This window comes from Mycolicibacterium sp. MU0053 (genome assembly GCF_963378095.1).
Classification (GTDB): Bacteria; Actinomycetota; Actinomycetes; order Mycobacteriales; family Mycobacteriaceae; genus Mycobacterium; species Mycobacterium burgundiense.
In genome coordinates this window covers 3,085,196-3,106,837 of record NZ_OY726397.1, presented here as the reverse complement: position 1 = coordinate 3,106,837, position 21,642 = coordinate 3,085,196, and the positions used below count along the sequence as shown (strand labels likewise).

The following is a 21,642-nucleotide window of genomic DNA, read 5'->3' as shown; positions in this document are numbered from 1 at the left end:
GCAGTTCTCCGGGAGACCCAGTTCTAAACATTGCCCCCGATTATCGGCCGCCGCGTCGCGGGCACCTGGTCGTCTCCTTCGAGGAATTCCCGGATCTGGGTGAAGCCGTCGCGCCGCCATGCCTGGATCGCCCAGACCAGCGCGATGACCGGCAGCGGTCCGAGCGCCGCCCACCACCCCGCGCCAGGGGGTATCAGGTCGGCGATCACCGTGGCCCGCGGCGTGCCGTCGACCATCGCCGGCAGCCACTCGTTGAGCAGGATGGACAGCATCCGGGTGGTCTCGAACGGTCCGACCAGGGTCGCCAGCGACCACGACCCGCACGCGATGATCAGCGCCCAGGGCCACGCCAGCATCAGCGACTGATCGTCGACGATGTCGGCCGAGGACCGGATCGACTCGGCCACGAAGGCAAAGCCGAGCACCGCCAGCAGCACGCCGACCTGCGCGGCCAGCAGGTCCTCGATCACCGAATTGGCCTGGTCATCACCCGGTCGGGTCGGCAGGCCGATGGCCAGGGACAACAGCCCCGCCACCAACGCGAGCAGCGTGAGATGCGAGCTGGAGTCGCTGATCCGGCGGAACGAGTCGGTGAGGATCCGGACCACCAGATGCGACGACGGTCCCGGCCCGGTCCGGTACAGGATCATCACCACCAGCCCCGAAATCACGATCGAGGTCAACCACGCCACGATCGCCGTGCAGATGATCACCAGCGCCAGCGAGCCGATCAGTGGCACCAGCATCGCGTCCTCGTCGCCGCCGCTGCGCACGACCAACAGCGGCACCGCCCCGACCAACAGGACGCCCAGCGCGCGCACCAGCAGCGGGAACGTGAACAACGTGAGGTCCGCGGGGTCCAGGTCGGGGCTGCGTTGGCGGATATTGCCCAGCTCGGCCCGCAGCACCGAACGCGCATTGCCCAGCGACATCTTGTCCGACATGCCCGAATCCTAGGGAGCCGTCCGGTCCGAGGGCCCGCCCACACCGATCCGAGGCGCGCTCGACGGTGGGCAGGCAATACGGTGGTCAGCGTGGCCGACGATCAGCGACATGAGGGCGGCGGCTTCAATGTCCCGCCGCCCACCAGCAAGGGCGGGCCCGACTTCGGCCGGTTCGTGGCCGGGGTGCGGACGTTGCAGGACCACGCCCGCACCATCGACGCCCCCGACGAGGTGATCAGCGAGGCGGCTGATCTGCTGGAAAAGCTCTCGGCGCTGCTGACGCCCTACGACGGTGACGAGTGGACGACCCCGTCCGGGCGTCGCTTCGACCTGCCCAATCGTGGCGGGGTGCTCGGCGTCCCGTCGGAGGTGGCCAAGATCGACGACGCCACGGTGGGCGGCCCGGTCCGGTTCAACCGGTTCTACCTGGGCCGCAACGGCGCGGCGCACGGCGGGGCCCTGGGCCTGCTGTTCGACTCGGTGCTGGGCTACAGCGCGGCGGTGCTGACCGGCGGCTACCGGCAGCGCACCGCGTTCCTGCACATCGACTACCGCAAGATCGTGCCGGTGGAGAAGACCCTGCGGGTCGAGACCCGGTTGCGCAGCGACGAGGGCCGCAAGATCTTCGTCGAGGCCTGCCTCTACGACGATGCGGACGCCGACCAACCCGGCGCGGTGTTGTTGGCCGAGGCGCACGCGCTGTTCGTGAAGCTCAAACCAGGTCAGCCGTGACCCCGGAGTTCGTCCGCCGGTGGCAACGCTGGCGCGAAGGCGTGCGCGGGCGCCGCATTGCCAACCTGGTCTACCGCGGCGTCATCGGTGTGGTCGGTGTGCTGGTGCTCGCGGTCGGGATCGTCACTATCCCGTACCCGGGGCCGGGCTGGGCGATCGTGTTCCTGGGCCTGGGCATCCTGGCCACCGAGTTCAGCTGGGCACGTCGCCTGCTCGGCTACGCCCGGGAGCGCTACGACCGGTTCATGGCCTGGTTCTGGCTGCAGGGGCTGTGGATCCAGATCCTCGGCGCGCTGTTCACCGCGGCCGTGGTGATGACCACGCTGTGGGTGCTCGGCGCCGTCGCATGGGGGGCCGGCCTCGTCGGCATCGAATGGCCGTGGCTGAACAGCCCGCTCGGCATCGGGTCATGAGTGCAACCGCGCTGACCCACCCCGATAGCATGGTCGCCGTCTGTATCCCTGGGCGGCACCAGCACAGGGCACCCACCTCGAGACTGGAGACACGCCGATGAGCGCCCCCGCAACCCCCGCCGCAGTGGCCCCGATCCGGGTGCCCGCCGGGACCACCGCGGGCGCGGCCGTCCGTGCGGCCGGCCTGCCAGGCCGGGGCAGCGCCGACGCCATCGTGGTGGTGGCCGACGCCGAAGGCAACCTGCGGGATCTGAGCTGGACCCCGGACTCCGACGTCGAGGTCACGCCGGTCGCCGCCGACACCGAGGCCGGCCGCAGCGTCATCCGGCACTCCGCCGCGCATGTGCTCGCCCAGGCGGTCCAGGACATGTTCCCCGAGGCCAAGCTCGGTATCGGCCCGCCGATCACCGACGGCTTCTACTACGACTTCGACGTCAGCGAACCGTTCACGCCCGAGCATCTCGAGGCGCTGGAGAAGCGGATGCGCAAGATCGTCAAAGACGGTCAACTCTTCGAACGCCGCGTCTACGGGTCCAAGGACGAGGCGCGCCGCGAACTGCAGTCCGAGCCGTACAAACTCGAACTCGTCGACGACAAGTCGGGCGACCCCGACGTCATGGAGGTCGGCGGCGACGAGCTGACCGCCTACGACAACCTCAACCCGCGCACCCGGGAACGGGTTTGGGGCGACCTGTGCCGCGGGCCGCACATCCCGACCACCCGCTACATCCCGGCGTTCAAGCTCACCCGCTCTTCCGCGGCGTACTGGCGCGGCGACCAGAACAACGCGAGCCTGCAGCGCATTTACGGCACCGCCTGGGAGTCCCAGGAGGCGCTGGACCGCCACCTCGAACTGCTCGAGGAGGCGCAGCGCCGCGACCACCGCAAGCTCGGCGTGGAGCTGGACCTGTTCAGCTTCCCCGACGAACTGGGTTCGGGGCTGCCGGTGTTCCACCCCAAGGGCGGCGTGATCCGCAAGGAACTCGAGGACTACTCGCGGAGTAAGCACGCCGAGGCCGACTACGAGTTCGTCAACACCCCGCACATCACCAAGGAACAGCTCTACGTCACCTCCGGACACCTGGAGTGGTACGCCGAGGGCATGTTCCCGGCCATGCACATCGACGCCGAGTACGGCGACGACGGGCAACTGCGCAAGCCCGGGCAGAACTACTACCTCAAACCGATGAACTGCCCCATGCACCACCTGATCTACCGCTCCCGCGGCCGGTCCTACCGCGAACTACCGCTGCGGCTCTTCGAATTCGGGTCCGTCTACCGGTATGAGAAGTCGGGTGTGGTGCACGGGCTGACTCGGGTACGGGGCATGACCCAGGACGATGCGCACATCTACACCACGCGGGAACAGATGCGCGACGAGTTGGCGTCGCTGCTGCGGTTCGTCCTGGATCTGCTCAGCGACTACGGCCTCGACGACTTCTACCTGGAACTGTCGACCAAGGATCCGGAGAAGTACGTCGGCTCCGACGCGGACTGGGACGAGGCCACCGAGACGCTGCGCGAAGTGGCCGAGGCCTCCGGGTTGCACTTGGTTCCCGATCCCGGCGGGGCGGCGTTCTACGGGCCCAAGATCTCCGTACAGGTCAAGGACGCGCTGGGCCGCAACTGGCAGATGTCGACCATTCAGCTCGACTTCAACATGCCCGAACGCTTCGAGCTGGAATACACCGCGGCCGACGGCACCCGGCAGCGTCCGGTACTGATCCACCGCGCGTTGTTCGGCTCCATCGAACGGTTCTTCGGGGTGCTCACCGAGCACTACGCCGGGGCGTTCCCGGCCTGGCTGGCGCCGGTGCAGGTGGCCGGGATTCCCGTCGCCGACGCCCACGTCGAGTACCTCGAAGATGTTGCGGCGCAATTGAAGGCGCAGGGCATCCGGGTCGAGGTGGACGCCAGCGACGACCGGATGGCCAAGAAGATCGTCAACCAGACCAACATGAAGGTGCCGTTCATGTTGCTGGTCGGGGACCGCGATGCCGAGGCCGCGGCGGTGTCGTTCCGGTTCGCCGACCGCAGCCAGGTCAACGGCGTGCCCCGGGATGCCGCGGTGGCCGCGATCGCCGCGTGGGTGGCCGACCGGCGCAACGCGGCCCCCACCGCGGACCTGGTCAACGAATTGCTGGCGGCTCAAGGGGGTTGGGAATGACCGAGCAGCCCCGGGAATACCGCGATTCCGGCGTGGGCGAACCCGATCACCTGCAGCGGCTGTGGACGCCCTACCGGATGGACTACATCGTCGGAGCGCTCAAGCCCGACGCCACCAGCGAGTCCAACGACTCCTCGGCGGCCGCCAAACAACCGTTCACCGCCATCCCGCAGATGACCGACGAGGACGGTCTGGTGGTGGCGCGCGGCGAACTCGTCTACGCGGTGCTCAACCTGTACCCGTACAACCCCGGCCACCTGATGGTGGTCCCGTACCGCCGGGTCGCCGAACTCGAGGATCTCACCATCGCCGAGAGCGCCGAGTTGATGGCGTTCACGCAGAAGGCGATTCGGGTGATGAAGAGCGTCTCCAACCCGGATGGCTTCAACGTCGGACTCAATCTGGGCCGCTCGGCCGGCGGCTCCCTGGCCGAGCACCTGCACATGCACATCGTGCCGCGCTGGCGCGGCGACGCGAACTTCATCACGGTGATCGGCAACGCCAAGGTCATCCCGCAACTGCTGCGCGACACCCGCGTGTTGTTGGCCGAGAAATGGTCACAGCAGCCGTGAGCGACTTCTACCTGATGACCCGGGCGGCCTACGCCAAGCTCAGCCGCCCGGTCGCCAAGGTGGCGCTCAAGGCGGGTCTTACGCCGGACAGCATCACCATCATCGGCACCGCGGGCACCGTCATCGCCGCGCTCACGCTGTTCCCGGTGGGCCAGCTGTGGTGGGGCGCGGTCGCGGTGTCGTTCTTCGTGCTCGCCGACATGCTCGACGGGGCGATGGCGCGCCAACGCGGCTACAGCACCCGATTCGGTGCCGTGCTCGACGCGACCTGCGACCGCATTGCCGACGGTGCGGTGTTCTGCGGGCTGCTGTGGTGGGCCGCATTCGGGCTGCAGAGCACGCCGCTGGCGGTCGCGACGATGATCTGTCTGGTCACCTCGCAGGTGATCTCGTATGTGAAGGCGCGCGCGGAGGCCACCGGCCTGGCCGGCGGCGGCGGCCTGATCGAACGCCCCGAGCGGCTGCTCATCGTGCTGATCGGTACCGGTCTTTCCGGAGTGCCCTTCCTGGGGGTGCCGTGGCTGCTCGATGTCGCGATGTGGGGCCTGGCGGCCGCGAGCCTGGTCACCGTGGCGCAGCGGGTGCACACCGTGCGGTGTTCGCCGGGCGCCATCGATCCGCTGCGCGACGACGCACCGGCCACCGGCGGCGACGGACCCGATGAGCCCGAGGCGGACAAGCACTGATGTCGACGCCCACCTCGGGTCTGCCCGGCATCCCGAAGATGCGGGGCCTGACCGCACCGCTGAGCGGTCAATTGTCGGACTGGGGCTATGCGGCCGGCTGGCGACTGGTGCGCGCGATGCCGGAGTTCGTCGCCCGCAACACCTTTGATGCCGGCGCGCTGTACGCGTCGCGCTCGGGCGGACCCGAACAGCTGCGCAAGAACCTGTCGCGGGTGCTGGGCGTGCCGCCGGCCGAGGTGCCCGGTTCGCTGATCCGCGCCGCCCTGGCGTCCTACGCCCGGTACTGGCGCGAGGCGTTCCGGTTGCCCGCGATGGACCAGGCAGAGCTCGGTGCCCGCCTCGATCCGTGCCTGCTGGGCCGGGAGCACCTGGAGGCCTCGATGGCGGCGGGCCGCGGCACCATCGTGGCGCTGCCGCACAGCGGCAACTGGGACATGGCCGGGGTGTGGTTCGTCCAGCATTACGGCAAGCTCACCACCGTTGCCGAGCGGCTCAAACCCGAATCGCTCTACCAGCGTTTCATCGAGTACCGCGAAACCCTCGGCTTCGAGATCCTGCCGTTGACCGGCGGCCCGCGCCCGGTGTTCGAGGTGCTCTGTGACCGCCTGCGCTCCAACGGGATGATCTGCCTGATGGCCGACCGCGACCTGACCCGCAACGGCGTGCAGGTGGACATGTTCGGGGAACCGACCCGGCTGCCCGCCGGCCCCGCCAAGCTGGCGCTCGAAACCGGCGCGACGTTGTTGACGGCGCACCTGTGGAATGAGCCCGACGACTGGCGCTTTCAGGTCTACGGTCCCGTCGACGTCAGCTCCGGCGACGTCACGGTCATCACGCAGGAAATCGCGAACCGGTTCGCCGACGGCATCGCCGCGCACCCCGCCGACTGGCACATGCTGCAGCCGCAGTGGCTCGCGGATCTGTCCGAAGAGCGCCGAGCCTGGCTGGACGAGCCGGGCGGTTCGTTTGTCGCCCGGCCTCGTCCTCGCGGAACTACACCGCTCGACGAACCGGGCGAGCGCTGATGCGCATCGGCATGGTGTGCCCCTACTCGTTCGATGTGCCGGGCGGGGTCCAATCGCATGTGCTGCAACTCGCCGAGGTGTTCCACGCCCAGGGCCATCACGTGAGCGTGCTGGCACCGTCCTCGAGCGATGCGACGTTGCCCGACTACGTCGTCGCCGGCGGCAAGGCGATCCCCATCCCGTACAACGGTTCGGTGGCCCGGCTACGGTTCGGACCCGCGACGCATCGCAAGGTCAAGAAGTGGCTCGCCGACGGCGATTTCGACGTACTGCATCTGCACGAACCCAACGCGCCGAGCCTGTCGATGCTGGCCCTGCAGGCCGCCGAGGGGCCGATCGTCGCGACCTTTCACACCTCGACCACCAAATCGTTGACGCTGTCGGTGTTCCAAGGGATCTTGCGGCCGTTCCACGAGAAGATCGTGGGCCGGATCGCGGTGTCGGACCTGGCCCGCCGCTGGCAGATGGAGGCCTTGGGCTCCGACGCCGTCGAGATCCCGAACGGAGTCGATGTCGCCTCGTTCGTGGAGGCGCCACGGCTGCCGGGCTACCCGCGGCCGGGTAAATCGGTGTTGTTCCTGGGCCGCTTCGACGAGCCACGCAAGGGGATGGCGGTCCTGCTGGGGGCGCTGCCGGCCCTGGTAGACCGATTCCCGGACCTGGAGATTCTCATCGTGGGTCGCGGCGATGAAGACGAATTACGCAGCGCGGCAGGCGAGTTGGGTGACCACCTCAATTTCCTGGGACAGGTCGACGACCGCGAGAAGGCCAGCGCCATGCGCAGTGCCGACGTGTACTGCGCGCCCAACACCGGCGGCGAGAGTTTCGGCATCGTGCTGGTCGAGGCGATGGCGGCGCACACCGCGGTGGTGGCCAGCGACCTCGACGCGTTCCGTCGGGTGCTGCTCGACGGTCAAGCCGGTCGGCTGGTCCCCGTCGACGACTCCGAGGCGTTGGCAACCGCCCTGATCGAGGTGCTCGAGGATGCGCGCGAACGGGACCGGTTGGTGGCCGCCGCTGCCGAGGCGGTGCAGCGCTACGACTGGTCGGAGGTGTCCCGGAAGATCATGCGGGTCTACGAGACCGTCGCCGGGTCGGGCATCAAGATCCGGGTGGCCGGCACCGGGCGCAGCGAAGTTTCCGGGGGACGACGGTGACGCTGTGGCTCGTCGTCGCCGTGGTGGCGGCGGTGATCGTGCTGGTGTTGATCGGCGGCTGGGCCTACCAGACCGCCAACCGGCTGGACCGGCTCCACGTGCGCTACGACCTGTCCTGGCACGTGCTGGACGCCGCGCTCGGCCGCCGCGCGGTGGTGGCCCGCGCGGTCGCCGCCAATGCCAGCGAGACGGTGGCCGACGACACCCGACTGGTCGCGCTGGCCGACGCCGCCGAACGGGCGTCGCGGCCGGCCCGCGAGACCGCCGAGAACGAGCTCTCGGCGGCGCTGGCCGCCATCGACATCGCGCGGCTTCCAACGGCGTTGATCGCGGAGCTGGCCGACGTCGAGGCCCGGGTCCTGCTGGCGCGGCGCTTCCACAACGACGCGGTGCGCGACACGTTGGCACTGCGGGAACGTCCGGTGGTGCGCCTGCTGCGCCTCGGGGGGCGCGCGCCGCTGCCGGTGTACTTCGAGATCGCCGAACGCTCCGAGGTCGGCGCCCCCGCCGGAAACGCGACGGTCCGCAGCTCCGCGCGGGTGGTGTTGCTCGACGAGGACGGCCGGGTGTTGCTGCTGCGCGGCACCGACCCGGCGATCACCGACGGTTCGGCCCGCCGGTTCTGGTTCACCGTGGGCGGTCAGGCCCGGCCCGGCGAGCGGCTGGCCCAGGCCGCCGCGCGCGAACTGGCGGAGGAGACCGGGCTGCAGGTACCCGCATCCGAACTGCTCGGGCCGCTGTGGCGGCGCGACGCCATGTTGGACTTCAACGGCGCGGTGGTGCGCAGCCAGGAGTATTTCTTCGTGTACCGGACCCGGCGCTTCGAGCCGTCGGCGGCCGGTCGCACCGACCTCGAGCACCGCTACATCCTCGGCCACCGGTGGTGTGATGCTGCCCATATCGCCGAGCTGAGCGCGGCCGGCGAAGCGGTGTACCCGACGCAACTCGGCGAGTTGCTGGCCAGCGCGAATGAGGTCGCGGCCGCGGGTGTGCACCGGGCCGCGACGGTTGCCGAACCCACCGAGCACAGCCTGCGTGCCATCCACTGACCGGCGCGGGCAATTCGACTTGCCGTTCACCATTAGACTCGACCGAGGACCAATCAAGGAGAAGAGACCAGTGGACAGCCGAGAAGGCCAGGTCGCTCACACCAACGGGTCGGCCTCTGGCGGGCAAACCGGAACCGCCCGCGTCAAGCGCGGCATGGCGGAGATGCTCAAGGGCGGCGTCATCATGGACGTCGTCACCCCCGAGCAGGCTCGGATCGCCGAGGGTGCCGGCGCGGTGGCCGTCATGGCGCTCGAGCGGGTTCCGGCCGACATCCGCGCCCAGGGCGGGGTGTCGCGGATGAGCGATCCCGACATGATCGAGGGCATCGTCGCGGCGGTCACCATCCCGGTCATGGCCAAGGTCCGCATCGGGCATTTCGTCGAGGCCCAGATCCTGCAGAGCCTCGGCGTCGACTACATCGACGAGTCCGAGGTGCTGACCCCGGCCGACTACGAGCACCACATCGACAAGTGGAACTTCACGGTCCCGTTCGTGTGCGGTGCCACCAACCTGGGCGAGGCCCTGCGCCGGATCACCGAGGGCGCGGCGATGATCCGCTCCAAGGGTGAGGCCGGCACCGGGGACGTCTCCAACGCCACCACCCACATGCGCAAGATCGGCGGCGAGATCCGCCGGTTGTCCTCGCTGTCACCCGACGAGCTGTACGTCGCGGCCAAGGAACTGCAGGCCCCCTACGAGCTGGTCGCCGAGGTGGCGCGCGCCGGCAAGCTGCCGGTCACGTTGTTCACCGCCGGCGGCCTCGCGACTCCGGCCGACGCGGCGATGATGATGCAACTGGGCGCCGAGGGCGTGTTCGTCGGCTCGGGCATCTTCAAGTCCGGTGACCCCGCCACCCGCGCCGCGGCCATCGTCAAGGCCACCACCTTCTACGACGATCCCGACGTGTTGGCCAAGGTCTCGCGTGGACTCGGAGAAGCCATGGTCGGCATCAACGTCGAGGACATCGCCCAGCCGCACCGGCTGGCCGAACGCGGCTGGTAACCCCAGCGCCGATGGCGATCGAGGAGATCCTTGATCTCGAGCAGCTCGAGGTCAACATTTACCGCGGTGGGGTTTTCAGCCCCGAATCCGGTTTTCTGCAAAGGACTTTCGGTGGTCACGTCGCGGGCCAGTCGCTGGTGTCGGCGGTCCGGACGGTAGAACCGGGCTTCGAGGTGCATTCGTTGCACGGCTACTTCCTGCGGCCCGGCGACGCGCGTGCGCCGTCGGTGTACCTGGTGGAGCGGATTCGCGACGGCGGCTCGTTCTGCACCCGCCGGGTCAGCGCCATCCAGCACGGGCAGACGATCTTCTCGATGTCGGCGTCGTTCCAGACCGATCAGAGCGGGATCGAGCACCAGGACGCGGTCCCGGCGGCCCCCGGCCCCGAGGATCTGCCCGGCTTCCGCTCCGGCGGCGCCTTCGATGACGCCGGTTTCGCGCAGTTCGACGAGTGGGACGTGCGCATCGTGCCGCGGGACGCCCTGGCCGTCCGCGACGGCAAGGCCTCCCAGCAGCAGGTCTGGTTCCGGCACCGCGATGCGCTGCCCGACGATCCGGTGCTGCACATCTGTGCCCTGGCCTATATGAGCGATCTGACGCTGTTGGGCTCCGCTCAGGTCAACCACGTCGAGGAACGCAAGCATCTGATGGTGGCGTCGCTCGATCACGCGATGTGGTTCATGCGTCCGTTCCGGGCCGACGAGTGGTTGCTCTACGACCAGTCCTCGCCGTCGGCGTGCGGCGGTCGGTCGTTGACCCAGGGCAAGATCTTCAACCGCTACGGCGAGATGGTCGCGGCGGTCATGCAGGAGGGGCTGACCCGCTACAGGCGCGACTATCGACGCCCGGCCGACCAGTGAACGCGCCCCGGATCGGGGTGCTCGCGCTGCAGGGGGACACCCGCGAACACCTGGCCGCGTTGCGGGAAGCCGGTGCCGAGGCGAGCACGGTGCGCCGCCGCGGCGAACTGGAATCCGTCGACGCCTTGGTGATCCCCGGCGGGGAATCGACTGCGATGAGCCATCTGTTGCGCGAGTTCGAGCTACTCGAACCGCTGCGGGCCCGGCTGGCCGACGGTATGCCGGCCTACGGTTCGTGCGCGGGGATGATCCTGATGGCCTCCGAGATCCTCGATGCCGGCGCGCCGGGACGCGCAGCGCTGGCGCTGGGGGCCATCGATATGACCGTGCGGCGCAACGCATTCGGGCGTCAGGTCGACTCGTTCGAGGGTGAGCTGGAGTTCGGCGGCATCACGGGTCCCATGCACGCGGTGTTCATTCGCGCGCCCTGGGTCGAGCGGGTGGGCCCGCAGGTCGAGGTGCTCGCCAGGGCCGACGGCCACGTTGTCGCGGTCCGCCAGGGCCGGACCCTGGCCACCGCTTTTCACCCGGAAATGACCGGCGATCGCCGCGTTCACCGACTCTTCGTCGATATTGTGACGGGGCGGGCGTAACGCTGGAAGCCTAAAGCTGCACGTAGACTATGAAGTCGGATTTGCAGCAGAGGGAATGAGGTAGTACCTGCATGAGCGGCCATTCCAAGTGGGCCACGACCAAGCACAAGAAGGCCATCGTCGACGCCAAGCGCGGCAAGATGTTCGCCAAGCTGATCAAGAATGTCGAGGTTGCAGCGCGGGTGGGCGGCGGTGACCCGGCAGGCAACCCCACGTTGTACGACGCGATTCAGAAGGCCAAGAAGTCTTCGGTCCCCAACGACAACATCGAGCGGGCCCGCAAACGCGGCGGCGGCGAGGAAGCCGGCGGCTCCGACTGGCAGGACATCACCTACGAGGGGTACGGCCCCAATGGGGTCGCCGTGCTCATCGAGTGTTTGACCGACAATCGCAACCGCGCCGCCGGCGAGGTCCGGGTGACGATGACCCGCAACGGCGGCAACATGGCCGACCCCGGCTCGGTGGCCTACCTGTTCTCCCGCAAGGGTGTGATCACCCTGGAGAAGAACGACCTGACCGAGGACGACCTGCTGCTGGCGGTGCTGGAAGCCGGCGCCGAGGAGGTCAACGATCTCGGGGACGCGTTCGAGGTCATCACCGAACCCGGCGATCTGGTCGCGGTGCGCACCGCGCTGCAGGAGGCCGGCATCGACTACGACTCCGCCGAGGCCAGCTTTCAGCCCTCGGTGACGGTTCCCGTCGACCTCGAGGGCGCGCGCAAGGTGCTCAAACTCATCGACGCCCTCGAGGACAGCGACGACGTGCAGGAGATCTACACGAATATGGACATCCCCGACGATGTCGCGGCGCAACTCGACGAGGACGACTGACCCTCGGCTGGCCCAGCGTGTCCCTACCCGGCCCCGTCGTCTGGTGGCATTAGGGTGTGGTTCGAACACATGTTCTGGCATTTCGGACCAGGGAGGGCTCGTGCGCGTGATGGGAGTCGACCCCGGCTTGACCCGCTGCGGGCTGTCGGTGATCGACAGCGGCCGCGGGCGTCAACTGGTGGCGTTGGACGTCGACGTCGTCCGCACGCCGGCCGACCAACCCCTGCATCGGCGGTTGCTCATCATCAGTGAGACGGTCGAACACTGGATGGACACCCACCGGCCCGACGTCGTCGCCATCGAGCGGGTGTTCTCGAACCAGAACGCCAACACCGCCATGGGCACCGGACAGGCCGGCGGCGTCATCGCGTTGGCCGCCGCCCGCCGCGACATCGACGTGCATTTCCACACGCCCAGCGAGGTCAAGGCCGCCGTGACCGGCAACGGCCGCGCCGACAAGGCGCAAGTCACCACGATGGTCACCAAAATTCTTGCGTTACAACAGAAGCCGACCCCAGCGGACGCGGCCGACGCGTTGGCATTGGCGATCTGCCATTGTTGGCGGGCGCCGATGATCGCCCGGATGGCCGCGGCCGAGGCCCTGGCGGCCGAACAGCGTCGCAAGTATCAGGCGACGCTCAAGGCGACCGCGAAGGCGAAGGCAAAGGCCGCCCGATGATCTCCTCGGTACGTGGCGAGGTCATCGAGATCGCGTTGGACCACGCCGTCATCGAAGCGGCCGGCGTGGGCTACAAGGTGATGGCGACGCCGTCGGCGTTGGCGACGCTGCGCCGCGGCAGCGAGGCCCGGCTGATCACCGCCATGATCGTGCGCGAGGACTCGATGACGCTCTACGGCTTCGCCGACCCCGACGCCCGCGACGTGTTCACCACGCTGCTCGGGGTCTCCGGGGTGGGGCCCAAGATCGCGATGGCGACGCTCGCGGTCTACGACGCCCCGACGCTGCGCCAGGCCCTGGCCGACGGCGACATCGCCGCGCTGACCCGGGTCCCGGGGATCGGCAAGCGCAGCGCCGAACGCTTGGTGCTGGAACTGCGCGACAAGATCGGGGTGTCGCCGGCCGCGACGGCGGTGGCCGGAGTCGGCGGTGGCGCGATCCGCGGCCCGGTGGTGGAGGCCCTGATCGGCCTCGGCTTCGGGGCCAAGCCGGCCGAGGAGGCCACCGACAAGGTGTTGAAGCTCGACCAGGAGGCCACGACGTCGAGCGCGCTGCGGGCCGCCTTGAACCTGTTGGGTAACACCAAATGAGCCGCTTCGACGGCGATCAGGACGCGGATCAGGAGGACACCGAAGACCGCGAGGTCTCGGCCGCGCTGACCGTCGGCGAGGGCGACGTCGACGCCAGCCTGCGGCCGCGGTCGCTGGGGGAGTTCATCGGTCAGCCCCGGGTGCGCGAGCAGTTGCAACTGGTGCTCGAAGGGGCCAAGAACCGGGGCAGCACGCCGGATCACATTCTGCTGTCCGGGCCGCCCGGCCTGGGCAAGACCTCCCTGGCGATGATCATCGCGGCCGAACTCGGTTCGGCGCTGCGGGTCACCTCCGGGCCGGCGCTGGAACGCGCGGGCGACCTGGCGGCCATGCTGTCCAATCTCGTCGAACACGATGTGCTGTTCATCGACGAGATCCACCGCATCGCCCGGCCCGCCGAAGAGATGTTGTATCTGGCCATGGAGGACTTCCGCGTCGACGTGGTGGTCGGCAAAGGCCCGGGCGCCACCTCGATTCCGCTTGAGGTGGCACCGTTTACGTTGGTGGGTGCCACCACTCGGTCCGGTGCACTGACCGGGCCGCTGCGCGACAGGTTCGGGTTCACCGCGCACATGGACTTCTATGAGCCCGCCGAACTCGAACGCGTGCTGTCGCGGTCGGCCGGCATCCTCGGCATCGACCTGGGGTCGGAAGCGGGATCGGAGATCGCCCGCCGCGCGCGCGGTACCCCGCGGATCGCCAACCGGCTGCTGCGGCGGGTGCGCGACTACGCCGAGGTCCGCGCCGACGGCATCATCACCCGCGACGTCGCCAAGGCCGCCCTCGCGGTGTACGACGTCGACGAACTCGGACTCGACCGACTCGACCGAGCGGTGCTCTCGGCGCTGACCCGCAGCTTCGGCGGCGGACCGGTCGGAGTCTCGACGCTGGCCGTCGCCGTCGGTGAGGAACCCACCACCGTCGAGGAGGTGTGCGAGCCGTTCCTGGTGCGGGCGGGCATGATCGCGCGCACGCCCCGGGGCCGGGTGGCCACCGCTCAGGCCTGGACGCACCTGGGTCTCACCGCCCCGCCGGGAGCGGTGGGGCTTGGTCAGCAGGCGATGTTCGACTGACGGGTCCCGAGGGTCGGCCGGGCACGCTGGTGGACAACGTGATCGTGCTGCGTCGTCGTTGATTAGCGGGAATTGGCGTGTCGTACCCCCATGGCACAATCGAAAGTATGTTCGAAGGAGTGGTGGAGGTGGGGGCCGGCGCCGATGAGGCGGCGTTGGTGGCGCATATCGGCGAGTTGGAGATTTTGAAGGCGCGCGCGACCGCGGCGCAGGCGCGGGCGACGGCCGCGTTGGCGCAGCGCAGGGCCGCCGCGGAGGTCGAGCGCGGGGTGCCGGCGGCGCGGCGGGGTCGTGGGTTGGCCTCGGAGGTGGCGTTGGCGCGGCGGGATTCCCCGGCGCGCGGTAATCAGCATCTGGGGTTCGCGAAGGCGTTGGTGTTCGAGATGCCGCATACGTTGGCGGCCCTGGAGCGGGGGTTGCTCTCGGAGTGGCGGGCGACGTTGATCGTGCGGGAATCGGCGTGTCTGGATGTCGAGGATCGCCGCGTCCTGGACGCCGAGTTGTGCGCCGATGCGGCGGCCTTGGTCGGTTGGGGCGACGCGCGGATTGTCGCGGAGGCCAAGGCGATCGCCTATCGGCTGGATCCGCAGGCGGTGGTGGATCGGGCCGCGCGCGCGCCGGCCGAGCGTCGCGTGACTCTGCGTCCGGCGCCGGATGCCATGACGCAGTTGTCGGCGTTGTTGCCGATGGCGCAGGGCGTGGCTGTCTACGCCGCGCTCAAGCGCGAGGCCGACGTGTGCTGTGATGGTCGCTCCCGCGGCCAGGCCATGGCCGACACCCTGATCGAGCGGGTCACCGGCCAACCGGCGGAGGCTGCCGCTTCGATCGCGGTCAACTTGGTGCTGACCGACGAGACGCTGCTCGCCGGCGGTGCTGACCCGGCGCGGGTGGCCGGATACGGGCCCATCCCGGCTGCGGTGGCGCGCACCCTGGTGCGGGCGGCTGTGGCGGATGAGCGCTCCCGGGCAACGCTGCGTCGGCTTTACAAGCATCCGGTGTCGGGGGCGTTGGTGGCCATGGAGTCGAGGTCGCGGAACTTCCCGAAGGGTTTGGCCGAGTTCATTCGGCTTCGCGACGACACGTGCCGGACGCCGTACTGCGATGCGCCGATTCGACATACCGACCACGTGACACCGAATGTCCGCGGCGGCGCGACCTCGGCCGCCAACGGGCAGGGGCTGTGCGAGGCCTGCAACTACGCCAAGGAAGCCGACGGTTGGCGGGTCAGCGCCTGGGCCGACGAGAATGGTCAGCACAGCACGGAATTCGTCACGCCCACCGGGGCCCGGCACCATTCGAAGGCGCCGCCGCTGCCGGGCAGCGTGATCGTGGAGGTCAGCGAGATCGAAACACGCATCGCGATCGAGATTGTGGGCCACGCGGCGTAATTGGTTACGCAGCTCGCGCTTACCGGCGGTCAGTCGAGTGTCGTCGAGGCGCATCTGGCCTCGATAGTTACCGTGGCGCCCGGTGTGGGTATCCCGTTCGCAGCGATGGGAGAAAGATCATGAAGACTTACGAAACACCGGCGCGGCCGAGGGGCGGCCGGTTCCACATTCCTCGTAGCCGTGGCGCGGCCAGCGGACTCCTTCTCGTTCTGCTCGGGCTCTGGGGTGCCCTGATTCCATTCATCGGGCCGTACTTCGACTTCGCATATTCGCCGGATCGGCCCTGGGTCTGGACCGACGCGCGTGGTTGGCTCGAGGTGCTACCCGGCGCCGTGGCCGTGCTCGGCGGGCTGATCTTGATAATGACGCGTAACCGCGCCACCGCGACGTTCGGCGGCTGGTTGGCCGTGGCGGCGGGTGTGTGGTTCATCGTGGGCCGCGCGTTCGCCATGACCCTGAACATCGGCGAGATCGGGGTCCCGGCCGCGGCGACGCCGGCGAAGACGGTCGCACTGGAGTTGGCCTACTTCTCCGCGTTGGGTGCATTCGTGGTCTTCCTGGGCGCCGCCGCGCTGGGCCGATTGTCGGTGCGCAGCGTGCGCGACCTGCAGTACGCCGAACGTCGACTCGAGGTCGACCACGGCGAGTCCGACGCGGCCCACCGCGAGGCCGTGGTGACCCGCGAGGAACCTCCCACGGAGCGCAACGGCGAGTCGGTGCCCGAACCCACGACGCGGCGGGCCCGCCCCAGCCTCAGGCACCGGCTGTCCGACCGGTTCGGCCGGCATCACACGCCGGTGCCGCACTGAGGGCTACAGGTCGGTCAGCAGCGAGGCCAGCACGTCGAGGCCCTCGGTGAGCAGTTCGTCTCTGATGGTCAGGGGCGGCAGGAACCGCAGCACGTTGCCGTAGGTGCCGCAGGTCAGCACCACCACCCCGGCCGCGTGGGCGGCGGCGGCCAGCCGCTTGGTCAGGTCCGGGTCCGGATCGTCGGTGCCGGATTTCACCAGCTCGGCGGCGATCATCGCGCCGCGGCCGCGCACGTCGCCGATGCGGTCGTCGTCGGCCTGCAGTCGACCCAGGCGCTGCTTCATCAGCGTCTCGATCTCGGCGGCGCGCTCGACCAGCCCGTCGCGCTCAATGGTGTCGATGGTCGCCAGCGCCGCGGCGCACGCGATCGGGTTGCCCCCGTAGGTGCCGCCCAGGCCGGAAACGTGTGGTGCGTCCACGATCTCGGCCCGCCCGGTCACCGCCGACAACGGCAGGCCGCCGGCGATCCCTTTGGCGGTACAGATCAGGTCCGGCTCGATCCCCTCATGCTCGCAGGCAAACATCGCGCCGGTGCGGGCGAAGCCGGTCTGCACCTCGTCGGCGATGAAGACCACGTTGTTGTCCCGGCACCATGCGAGCAGCGCGGGTAGGAAGCCGGCCGCCGGGACGATGAAGCCGCCCTCACCCTGGATCGGCTCGATGATCACCGCGGCCAGGTTCACCGCGCCGATCTGCTTGTCCAGCACCTCGATCGCGCGCTCGGCGGCGAGTTCGCCGTTGGTGCCCAATTCCTTGTCGAGCAGGCTGTCGCGGTACGGATACGACAGCGGCGCCCGGTACACCTCCGGCGCGAAGGGCCCGAACCCGCTCTTGTAGGGCATCGATTTCGCGGTCAACGCCATCGTCAGGTTGGTGCGGCCGTGATAGGCGTGATCGAAGGCGACCACGGCCTGCTTACCGGTGTAGGCGCGCGCGATCTTGACGGCGTTCTCCACGGCCTCGGCGCCCGAGTTGAACAGCACGGACCGTTTCTCGCCGGATCCGGGCGTGAGGCGGTTGAGCCGCTCGGCCACCGCGATGTACTGCTCGTAGGGCGTCACCATGAAGCAGGTATGGGTGAATTCCGCGACCTGGGCGCGCACCGCGTCCACCACCCGGGGTGCGGCGTTGCCGATCGTGGTGACCGCGATGCCGGAGCCGAGGTCGATCAGCCGGTTCCCGTCGACGTCCTCGATGATTCCGCCGGCGGCCCGGGCGCAATAGACCGGCATCGTGGTGCCGATCCCGGCCGAGACCGCGGCGACCTTGCGGGCCGCCAGGTCAACCGAGCGCGGGCCGGGGATGTCGGTGACGAGAAGACGGCTCTGTTCCAGGTCGGTCACGCATCGAGCGTAGTCTGGCAACCCGCGGCCACGACCGGGATTTCCCGCGTCGCCTCGGCCCGGCAGCGGGCCCGAGGCGACCGGTGAGCATTCCCACCGCACTGCAATGGCACACTGGTCACATACGAGGCCCGTTGACCTGCTGCCGAGCAAGCGGGACGCGACTTCACCACAGACCGCTTCACTAGCTCGAGGAGACCCGGAACGCCATGGAATTCGTCACTCTTTTACCGCTGATCGTCATCCTCGGTGCGTTCATGTTCTTTGCGTCGCGGCGCCAGCGCAAGGCCATGCAAGCCACCATCGACCTGCACGAATCGCTGCGGGTGGGGGACCGCGTCCACACCACGTCCGGATTGCAGGCCACCATCACGAACATCACCGATGACCACGTCGATCTCGAGATCGCCCCCGGCGTCATCACCACCTGGATGAAGCTGGCGATTCGGGACAAGGTCACCGACGACTTCGACGAGTCGGATGACGAAGTCGAGACCACCGACAGCGACACGACCTTCGACACCGGCCGCTAACCAAAGACCGACCGACAGGTCGGGCGCGTACCCTATTGCGGTTGCGGGCAACCCGACTGCCCGGGACGAACTCGGAGGAGACACAACAACGTGGCATCGTCTACGGCGCCGGTGCATCCGTACCGTTACCTGACGCTGTTCCTGGTCATACTCATCGGCGCGTATCTGCTGGTGTTCCTGACCGGTGACAAGCAGGCAGAACCCAAGCTCGGCATCGACCTGCAGGGCGGCACCCGTGTCACCCTGACCGCGCGCACCCCCGACGGGTCGGCGCCCACCAGGGAAGCCCTGCAGCAGGCACAACAGATCATCACCTCCCGCGTCGACGGACTCGGCGTCTCGGGGTCCGAAGTGGTCATCGATGGTGAAAACCTGGTGATCACCGTTCCGGGTAACGACGGCAACGAGGCGCGCAACCTGGGCCAGACCGCGCGGCTGTTCGTCCGCCCGGTGGCGCAGGCGATCCCGGTCGACCAGCTCCGGCAGGCCGCCGAGCAGCAGGGCGGACCGGGTGCACCCGGCCAGCAGCAGCCCGGTCTCCCGCCGATGCCGGAGATGCCCGGGCTGCCGGGTCAGCCGGAGATCCCGGGCCTGCCGGCCGAGCAGGCGCCCCCCGCGCCGCCGGCCGAGCCCGCACCGGCGCCGCAGCCGCGGCCGTATCCGCTGGAGCCGGCTCCCGAGCCGACGCCGGCACCGGCGCCCGCCGACGAAAATGCGCCCGCCCCGGCGCCCGCCGACGAGACCGCGCCCGCGCTGCCGTCCAACGACCGTCAGGACCTGGCCGGCCGGATCAACTTCGAGAAGCAGCTGCGGCAGAACACCAACCAGAACATCCTGATGTACCTGGCGGTGCCGTACGTGGCGGAGCGTTGCGGCCAAGAAGACGTGCTGGCCGGCAACGACGATCCCGCGCTGCCGCTGGTGACGTGCTCGACCGACCACACCACGGTCTACGTGCTGGACCCGTCCATCATCAGCGGTGAGGACATCAAGAGCGCAACCTCCGGGTTCGATCAACAGGGCGGCCAGTACGTCGTCGACCTGGAGTTCACCGGCTCCGCCGTCGACACCTGGGCGAACTTCACCGCCGCCAACGTCGGCACCCAGACCGCGTTCACGCTGGACTCGCAGGTGGTCAGCGCGCCGCAGATCCGGCAGGCGATCCCGGGTGGTCGCACCCAGATCACCGGCGACTTCAACGCCACCAGCTCGCGGGAACTGGCCAACGTGCTCAAGTACGGTTCGCTGCCGCTGTCCTTCGAGTCCTCGGAAGCCGAAACCGTCTCCGCGACACTGGGATTGTCGTCGTTGCGGGCCGGTCTCATCGCCGGCGCGGTCGGTCTGGTCCTGACGCTGGCCTACGCGCTGCTGTACTACCGGGCACTCGGCGTCCTGGTGGCGCTGTCCCTGGTGATGGCCGGCGCGGTGGTCTACGCGCTGCTGGTGCTGCTGGGCCGCTACATCGGCTACACGCTGGACCTGGCCGGCATCGCGGGCCTGGTGATCGGTATCGGTATGACCGCCGACTCGTTCGTGGTGTTCTTCGAACGCATCAAGGACGAGATCCGCGAGGGCCGGACCTTCCGCTCTGCGGTACCGCGAGGCTGGGCACGCGCCCGCAAGACCATCCTGTCCGGCAACATGGTCAGCTTCATCGCCGCGGCCGTGCTGTACTACCTGGCCGTCGGACAGGTCAAGGGCTTCGCGTTCACCCTCGGTCTGACCACCATCCTCGACGTCGTCGTCGTGTTCCTGGTGACGTGGCCGCTGGTGTACCTCGCCTCGAAGACCACAATCATGGCCAAACCGGCGTTCAACGGGTTGGGCGCGGTCCAGCAGATCGCGCGTGAACGGCGAGCTGCCGCGACTTCGGCGGGGCGGGGGTAACGCGGTGGCCAGCAAGAAAAGTGAGATGACAAGCGATACCGACCTCGAAGTGACCGAAAGCAACGCCGAGGAGGCGCCGGCCACCGGTAGCCAGCTGCCGCATCACGGCTTCTTCCACCGGCTCTACACCGGCACCGGCGCCTTCGAGGTCGTCGGCCGGCGCAAGATGTGGTACATCGTCAGCGCGGTCATCATCGGGATCGCGATCGGGGCGATGCTGCTGCGCGGATTCTCCTTCGGCATCGACTTCGAGGGCGGCACCAAGGTGTCGATGCCGCGCGGCGAGGTCTCCGTCGAGCAGGTGGAGACCGTCTTCAGCGACACCATCGGCGTCGAACCGGAGTCCGTGGTCATCGTGGGCAGCGGCGCCTCGGCCACCGTGCAGATCCGCTCGGAGACGCTGGACAACGAGCAGACCAGCGCGCTGCGGGAGGCGCTGTTCGAGGCGTTCCAGCCGGTCGGCGCAGACGGGCAGCCCAGCCCGCTGGCGATCAGCGACTCGGCGGTCTCGGAGACCTGGGGCGGGCAGATCACCCAGAAGGCGCTGATCGCGCTGCTGGTGTTCGTGGTGATCGTCACCGTCTACATCACGTTCCGCTACGAGCGCTATATGGCGATCGCGGCCATGGCCACGATGTTCTTCGACCTCATCGTGACCGCGGGCATCTACGCGCTGGTCGGTTTCGAGGTCACCCCCGCCACCGTCATCGGATTACTGACGATCCTGGGCTTCTCGCTGTACGACACGGTCATCGTGTTCGACAAGGTGGAGGAGAACACCGAGGGCTTCGAGCACACCACCCGGCGTACCTACGCCGAACACGCCAACCTCGCGGTGAACCAGACCTTCATGCGGTCGATCAACACCAGCGTGATCTCCGTGCTGCCGATCCTGGCGCTCATCATCGTCGCGGTCTGGCTGCTCGGCGTCGGCACCCTCAAGGATCTCGCGCTGGTGCAGCTCGTCGGCGTCATCGTGGGGACCTACTCGTCGATCTTCTTCGCCACGCCGCTGTTGGTGAGCTTGCGGGAGCGGACCGAAAAGGTGCGCAACCACACCCGGCGCGTCATGCGTAAGCGGGATCGGGTCGCCGGGAACAACGTCGCTGACGAATCCTCCGACGCCGACTCGTCGACGTCCGATACCGCCGTGGCGGCGACGGAGTCGAGGGCCGCCGCCGAGCCGACCGCCGCCGTGGGCAGCAAGCCCGCGCCCGGCGCGCGCCCGACCAGGCCCTCGCGTCCCACGGCGCGACGGACGGGACGCCCCTCGGGTAAGCAAAACCCGCGACCCTAGGTGTGATCATG

The 21,642-nt window shown here is 68.8% G+C and carries 21 protein-coding genes and 1 pseudogene; 20 read left to right on the top strand and 2 right to left on the bottom strand.

The genetic code is table 11. The annotated features are described in order from the left end of the window. Nucleotides 1–23: 23 nt before the first annotated feature. On the bottom strand, nt 24–944 hold the full coding sequence (locus tag RCP80_RS14390; RefSeq protein WP_308478320.1) for a hypothetical protein: 921 nt from the start codon (nt 942–944) through the stop codon (nt 24–26). A gap of 90 nt (nt 945–1,034) precedes the next feature. On the opposite strand from RCP80_RS14390, the gene RCP80_RS14385 reads away from it, so the two are divergent. The 17 genes and pseudogenes from RCP80_RS14385 to RCP80_RS14305 all read left to right on the top strand — a co-directional run bounded on the left by RCP80_RS14385 (nt 1,035) and on the right by RCP80_RS14305 (nt 16,570). Further along, on the top strand, nt 1,035–1,676 hold the full coding sequence (locus RCP80_RS14385; RefSeq protein WP_373693348.1) for a PaaI family thioesterase: 642 nt from the start codon (nt 1,035–1,037) through the stop codon (nt 1,674–1,676). Then, nucleotides 1,673–2,089 (top strand): TIGR02611 family protein, encoded by a 417-nt coding sequence (locus RCP80_RS14380; protein WP_308478317.1) that lies wholly within the window; start codon nt 1,673–1,675, stop codon nt 2,087–2,089. Before RCP80_RS14385 ends, RCP80_RS14380 begins: the two co-directional genes overlap by 4 nt. Nucleotides 2,090–2,186: 97 nt before the next feature. Continuing rightward, nucleotides 2,187–4,256, top strand: coding sequence for a threonine--tRNA ligase (gene thrS, locus RCP80_RS14375; RefSeq protein WP_308478316.1), 2,070 nt, complete (start codon nt 2,187–2,189; stop codon nt 4,254–4,256). Further along, on the top strand, nt 4,253–4,828 hold the full coding sequence (locus RCP80_RS14370; protein ID WP_308478315.1) for an ATP adenylyltransferase: 576 nt from the start codon (nt 4,253–4,255) through the stop codon (nt 4,826–4,828). The genes thrS and RCP80_RS14370 overlap by 4 nt, the downstream gene beginning before the upstream one ends. Further along, nucleotides 4,825–5,514 carry a phosphatidylinositol phosphate synthase gene (gene pgsA / locus RCP80_RS14365; RefSeq protein ID WP_308482849.1) on the top strand — a complete coding sequence of 230 codons (690 nt, stop codon included), beginning with the start codon at nt 4,825–4,827 and terminating at the stop codon, nt 5,512–5,514. The genes RCP80_RS14370 and pgsA overlap by 4 nt, the downstream gene beginning before the upstream one ends. Then, nucleotides 5,514–6,461: pseudogene (locus RCP80_RS14360) on the top strand (phosphatidylinositol mannoside acyltransferase); the annotation flags it as partial. The gene pgsA and the pseudogene RCP80_RS14360, both read left to right, overlap by 1 nt. 77 nt (nt 6,462–6,538) lie before the next feature. Then, a complete protein-coding gene (locus RCP80_RS14355) occupies nt 6,539–7,696 on the top strand; it encodes a glycosyltransferase family 4 protein (RefSeq protein WP_308478314.1) in 1,158 nt (385 codons plus the stop codon). Next, the gene (locus tag RCP80_RS14350; RefSeq protein WP_308478313.1) at nt 7,693–8,745 is read left to right on the top strand and encodes an NUDIX hydrolase; all 1,053 of its coding nucleotides are present in this window, start codon (nt 7,693–7,695) and stop codon (nt 8,743–8,745) included. Before RCP80_RS14355 ends, RCP80_RS14350 begins: the two co-directional genes overlap by 4 nt. 70 nt (nt 8,746–8,815) lie before the next feature. After that, complete coding sequence (gene pdxS, locus RCP80_RS14345; RefSeq protein ID WP_308478312.1) at nt 8,816–9,748, top strand: pyridoxal 5'-phosphate synthase lyase subunit PdxS; 933 nt, start codon at nt 8,816–8,818, stop codon at nt 9,746–9,748. A gap of 11 nt (nt 9,749–9,759) precedes the next feature. Then, the gene (gene tesB / locus RCP80_RS14340; RefSeq protein WP_308478311.1) at nt 9,760–10,608 is read left to right on the top strand and encodes an acyl-CoA thioesterase II; all 849 of its coding nucleotides are present in this window, start codon (nt 9,760–9,762) and stop codon (nt 10,606–10,608) included. Beyond that, nucleotides 10,605–11,201, top strand: coding sequence for a pyridoxal 5'-phosphate synthase glutaminase subunit PdxT (gene pdxT / locus RCP80_RS14335; protein ID WP_308478310.1), 597 nt, complete (start codon nt 10,605–10,607; stop codon nt 11,199–11,201). Before tesB ends, pdxT begins: the two co-directional genes overlap by 4 nt. Nucleotides 11,202–11,272: 71 nt before the next feature. Then, on the top strand, nt 11,273–12,031 hold the full coding sequence (locus RCP80_RS14330) for a YebC/PmpR family DNA-binding transcriptional regulator (RefSeq protein ID WP_308478309.1): 759 nt from the start codon (nt 11,273–11,275) through the stop codon (nt 12,029–12,031). Nucleotides 12,032–12,131: 100 nt separating this feature from the next. Then, nucleotides 12,132–12,710 (top strand): crossover junction endodeoxyribonuclease RuvC, encoded by a 579-nt coding sequence (gene ruvC, locus RCP80_RS14325; RefSeq protein ID WP_308478308.1) that lies wholly within the window; start codon nt 12,132–12,134, stop codon nt 12,708–12,710. Continuing rightward, on the top strand, nt 12,707–13,300 hold the full coding sequence (ruvA, locus tag RCP80_RS14320; RefSeq protein WP_308478307.1) for a Holliday junction branch migration protein RuvA: 594 nt from the start codon (nt 12,707–12,709) through the stop codon (nt 13,298–13,300). The genes ruvC and ruvA overlap by 4 nt, the downstream gene beginning before the upstream one ends. After that, complete coding sequence (gene ruvB, locus RCP80_RS14315) at nt 13,297–14,373, top strand: Holliday junction branch migration DNA helicase RuvB (protein WP_308478306.1); 1,077 nt, start codon at nt 13,297–13,299, stop codon at nt 14,371–14,373. Before ruvA ends, ruvB begins: the two co-directional genes overlap by 4 nt. Nucleotides 14,374–14,480: 107 nt before the next feature. Next, nucleotides 14,481–15,761: an HNH endonuclease gene (locus RCP80_RS14310; protein ID WP_308478305.1), complete on the top strand. Its 1,281-nt coding sequence runs from the start codon at nt 14,481–14,483 to the stop codon at nt 15,759–15,761. Nucleotides 15,762–15,880: 119 nt separating this feature from the next. Then, entirely contained in the window at nt 15,881–16,570 is a 690-nt protein-coding gene (locus RCP80_RS14305) for a hypothetical protein (RefSeq protein ID WP_308478304.1), read from the top strand. Nucleotides 16,571–16,573: 3 nt separating this feature from the next. Here RCP80_RS14305 and gabT read toward each other — a convergent pair whose 3' ends face one another. Further along, a complete protein-coding gene (gabT, locus tag RCP80_RS14300; protein WP_308478303.1) occupies nt 16,574–17,914 on the bottom strand; it encodes a 4-aminobutyrate--2-oxoglutarate transaminase in 1,341 nt (446 codons plus the stop codon). Between the two features lie 209 nt (nt 17,915–18,123). Between gabT and yajC the strand changes: the two genes are divergently transcribed. The 3 genes from yajC (at nt 18,124) to secF (ending at nt 21,631) form a co-directional block, all read left to right on the top strand. Then, the gene (gene yajC, locus RCP80_RS14295) at nt 18,124–18,447 is read left to right on the top strand and encodes a preprotein translocase subunit YajC (RefSeq protein WP_308478302.1); all 324 of its coding nucleotides are present in this window, start codon (nt 18,124–18,126) and stop codon (nt 18,445–18,447) included. A gap of 90 nt (nt 18,448–18,537) precedes the next feature. After that, nucleotides 18,538–20,334, top strand: a complete 1,797-nt coding sequence (gene secD, locus RCP80_RS14290) for a protein translocase subunit SecD (RefSeq protein WP_308478301.1) — start codon at nt 18,538–18,540, stop codon at nt 20,332–20,334. Nucleotides 20,335–20,359: 25 nt separating this feature from the next. Continuing rightward, nucleotides 20,360–21,631, top strand: a complete 1,272-nt coding sequence (gene secF, locus RCP80_RS14285) for a protein translocase subunit SecF (RefSeq protein ID WP_308478300.1) — start codon at nt 20,360–20,362, stop codon at nt 21,629–21,631. Nucleotides 21,632–21,642 lie beyond the last annotated feature (11 nt).

Excerpts from the sequence above, each read along its gene's own strand:
- RCP80_RS14305 (WP_308478304.1), top strand. The coding sequence starts at position 15,881 with ATGAAGACTTACGAAACACCGGCGCGGCCGAGGGGCGGCCGGTTCCAC.
- ruvB (WP_308478306.1), top strand. The coding sequence starts at position 13,297 with ATGAGCCGCTTCGACGGCGATCAGGACGCGGATCAGGAGGACACCGAA.
- RCP80_RS14390 (WP_308478320.1), bottom strand. The coding sequence starts at position 944 with ATGTCGGACAAGATGTCGCTGGGCAATGCGCGTTCGGTGCTGCGGGCC.
- ruvA (WP_308478307.1), top strand. The coding sequence starts at position 12,707 with ATGATCTCCTCGGTACGTGGCGAGGTCATCGAGATCGCGTTGGACCAC.
- RCP80_RS14370 (WP_308478315.1), top strand. The coding sequence starts at position 4,253 with ATGACCGAGCAGCCCCGGGAATACCGCGATTCCGGCGTGGGCGAACCC.
- secF (WP_308478300.1), top strand. The coding sequence starts at position 20,360 with ATGACAAGCGATACCGACCTCGAAGTGACCGAAAGCAACGCCGAGGAG.
- RCP80_RS14310 (WP_308478305.1), top strand. The coding sequence starts at position 14,481 with ATGTTCGAAGGAGTGGTGGAGGTGGGGGCCGGCGCCGATGAGGCGGCG.
- thrS (WP_308478316.1), top strand. The coding sequence starts at position 2,187 with ATGAGCGCCCCCGCAACCCCCGCCGCAGTGGCCCCGATCCGGGTGCCC.
- tesB (WP_308478311.1), top strand. The coding sequence starts at position 9,760 with ATGGCGATCGAGGAGATCCTTGATCTCGAGCAGCTCGAGGTCAACATT.
- RCP80_RS14355 (WP_308478314.1), top strand. The coding sequence starts at position 6,539 with ATGCGCATCGGCATGGTGTGCCCCTACTCGTTCGATGTGCCGGGCGGG.
- yajC (WP_308478302.1), top strand. The coding sequence starts at position 18,124 with ATGGAATTCGTCACTCTTTTACCGCTGATCGTCATCCTCGGTGCGTTC.
- RCP80_RS14330 (WP_308478309.1), top strand. The coding sequence starts at position 11,273 with ATGAGCGGCCATTCCAAGTGGGCCACGACCAAGCACAAGAAGGCCATC.